This window comes from Nitratidesulfovibrio liaohensis (assembly GCF_011682075.1).
GTDB lineage: Bacteria > Desulfobacterota > Desulfovibrionia > Desulfovibrionales > Desulfovibrionaceae > Cupidesulfovibrio > Cupidesulfovibrio liaohensis.
In genome coordinates this window covers 1-2,365 of the sequence record NZ_VSMK01000417.1, presented here as the reverse complement: position 1 = coordinate 2,365, position 2,365 = coordinate 1, and the positions used below count along the sequence as shown (strand labels likewise).

The 2,365-nt window shown below is 69.9% G+C and carries 4 protein-coding genes; 3 read left to right on the top strand and 1 reads right to left on the bottom strand.

The window, feature by feature from the left end:
• Nucleotides 1-809, bottom strand: an 809-nt coding sequence (locus tag FVW27_RS13285; RefSeq protein WP_167125868.1) for a PHP domain-containing protein, incomplete at its 3' end; no start/stop codon positions are given.
• Between the two features lie 312 nt (nt 810-1,121).
• On the opposite strand from FVW27_RS13285, the gene FVW27_RS13280 reads away from it, so the two are divergent.
• The 3 genes from FVW27_RS13280 to FVW27_RS13270 form a co-directional block, all read left to right on the top strand.
• The gene (locus FVW27_RS13280; RefSeq protein ID WP_015946274.1) at nt 1,122-1,322 is read left to right on the top strand and encodes a Trm112 family protein; all 201 of its coding nucleotides are present in this window, start codon (nt 1,122-1,124) and stop codon (nt 1,320-1,322) included.
• 241 nt (nt 1,323-1,563) lie between these two features.
• Nucleotides 1,564-1,977, top strand: a complete 414-nt coding sequence (locus tag FVW27_RS13275) for an Hsp20/alpha crystallin family protein (RefSeq protein ID WP_167125865.1) — start codon at nt 1,564-1,566, stop codon at nt 1,975-1,977.
• A gap of 9 nt (nt 1,978-1,986) precedes the next feature.
• Nucleotides 1,987-2,365: Hsp20/alpha crystallin family protein (locus FVW27_RS13270; RefSeq protein WP_167125862.1), on the top strand; the 379-nt coding region annotated here is incomplete at its 3' end.

Genomic DNA, 2,365 nt, shown 5'->3' with positions numbered 1-2,365 from the left:
CGTCCCCGGCCCAGGGCAATGCCGGGCTTGCCCGCGCCGTGGTAGTCCGAGCCGCCCGTCAGGGCCAGCCCGTGCCGGGCGGCCAGGTCCACGCAGCGGCGGGTGTCGGCCTGGGAATGTTCGCTGTGGTAGGCCTCTATGGCATCCAGGCCATGAGACTTGAGGTCGGCCACCGTGTCGTCCAGCCATTCGGCAAAGCCGTTGCCGGGGTAGCGGAACAGCATGGGGTGGGCCAGGGCCACCGTGGCGCCCACGGAACGCAGCAGGGCCACGCCACCGGTCGGGGACAGGGTTTCCTTGGCCACGTAGGCCCGGCCTCCGGGGCCGATGTAGCGGGCAAAGGCCTCTTGCGGCGAGGGCACGTAGCCCTTTTCGTGCAGGATGCGCGCGAAGTGCAGGCGGCTTACCGATTCGCCGCCGGAGATGGCTTCAACCTCGGCATATTCGATGTCCACGCCGCACTCGCGCAATTGCGCGGCGATGCGGTGGTTGCGGGTGGCGCGGTGGTGGCGCAGTGCGGCCAGGGTGGCATCCAGCGGGGTGGCGCCGCCGTTTTCGGGCAGCCACAGCCCCAGGATGTGCAGTTCGCCATGTTCGCAACGCACGCCCAGTTCGCACCCCCTGATGACCTCGATGCCGCGCTGGCGGCCTTCGCGCACGGCCTCGTCCAGGCCGGAGGTGGTGTCGTGGTCGGTAAGGGCGACGGCGGCCAGCTTTGCGGCGGCGGCCTTGCGCACCAGTTCCGCCGGGGTGTCGCTGCCGTCAGAGGCGGTGGAGTGGGAATGCAGGTCTATGAAACGGATGGACATGTCTGCTCCGGGTGCCTGATGCCCCGCGACCGTGAGAACAGGAGGCCGGGTGCCCGTGTGTGGGGGCGGCAAGGTCGGTCGGCATGGTCAACCGGCATGGCGGGCCATGCGCGGTGCGACGGGGTACGCGATGATGCTACGTTCCGCCCCTGCGGGTGTCAATAAAGGCGTCCGGCATCCCGGACGGTGCGGCGGACCCGGAGCCGCCGGGCGAACGTGGCGGGGCGCATCGCATGCCTGACCTGCCGCGCCGCTTGAGCCAGCGGCGGCTTCGGGCTATGGTGCGCGCACAATGCAACCAAGGAGTGCGCCGTGTCGCTGAACAAGGAACTGCTGGAAATTCTCGCCTGCCCCAAGTGCCGTCAGCCCGTGGAACCCGTGGACAACGAGCGCGGCCTGAAGTGCGCCCAGTGCAAGGTGGTCTACCCCGTGCGCGATGAAATTCCCGTGATGCTGGTGGAAGAGGCCGTGCCCGCCGAGCGGTGGGAACAGGGGCAACGTTCGGTAAAGTAGCGCCCGGCAGGGTGGGTGCGTGACGGGCCGCTTCGGCCAGCCGATGTCCGCAGGGCGTGGGCCGTGCCCCTTGTGCCCCGTCCCGTCCGGCAGCACGTGGGCCACACGCCGGGCACACGACGGGCATGCGCCGTACACGCATACGTTGACAGCGCCGCCGGGGATGTTAGCTATGCCTGTGCGGCTTCCGATACCCCGATTTGCCGCGCCGTCCGCAATCCGCCCATCCGAAGAGGTGCGCATGGTCATCGACTTCAGCGCGTTCTACGAATTTCCCAACCTGCTCGACCGCCTTGCGGGCGATGCGGGCCGCAGCCTTGCGGCCACGCGCGGCAGGGCGCAGTTTCCCCCGCTGAACATAGGCGAGGACGACGCGGCCATCCGCGTGCGCGCACTGGTGCCCGGCGCGGACCTGGACGGGCTGGACATCACCCTTACCGACAAGACGCTGGTGCTCAAGGGCGAACTGCCCGTGGTGCGTGGCCGGTACTACCGGCAGGAGCGGCCCACCGGCCCCTTCCAGCGGGTGGTGACCCTGAACGTGCCCATCGACCGCGACCGGGCCACGGCCACCATGAAGGACGGCGTGCTGGAGATCGTGCTGCCCAAGGCGCAGGCGGTGACACCGCGTACCGTCCACATCGAAGTCAGGTAGGAGGCTGCCATGACGCCCCCAGACCGCCGCCCCCGATTTCCGCACCCCGCGTCCCGCCCCACCCGCCAGAACGAACGGGGCGGCGTGGATAACCGTGCCCGGCAGGGCCGGTTCGCCCAGTCGTCGCAGCCGCCACGCATGCGCCCCCAGGCAGACCTGGTGGAGCGCGAGGACGGTTTTCACCTGTTTCTGGACATGCCCGGCGTGGCCCATGACGACCTGGTGCTGGACGTGGAAGGCGACGAACTGACCGTGCGCGGGGTGAGCCGCTTCGGCGATTGCCGCGACATGGGAAAGGATGAAGGCCGGAATGGGGAGCGCGACGGCGCCGCAGAACCCGGCGCCGCAGATGGCCCCGCCCCCGCCCCCTGCGGCTGCGGCCCGGCGG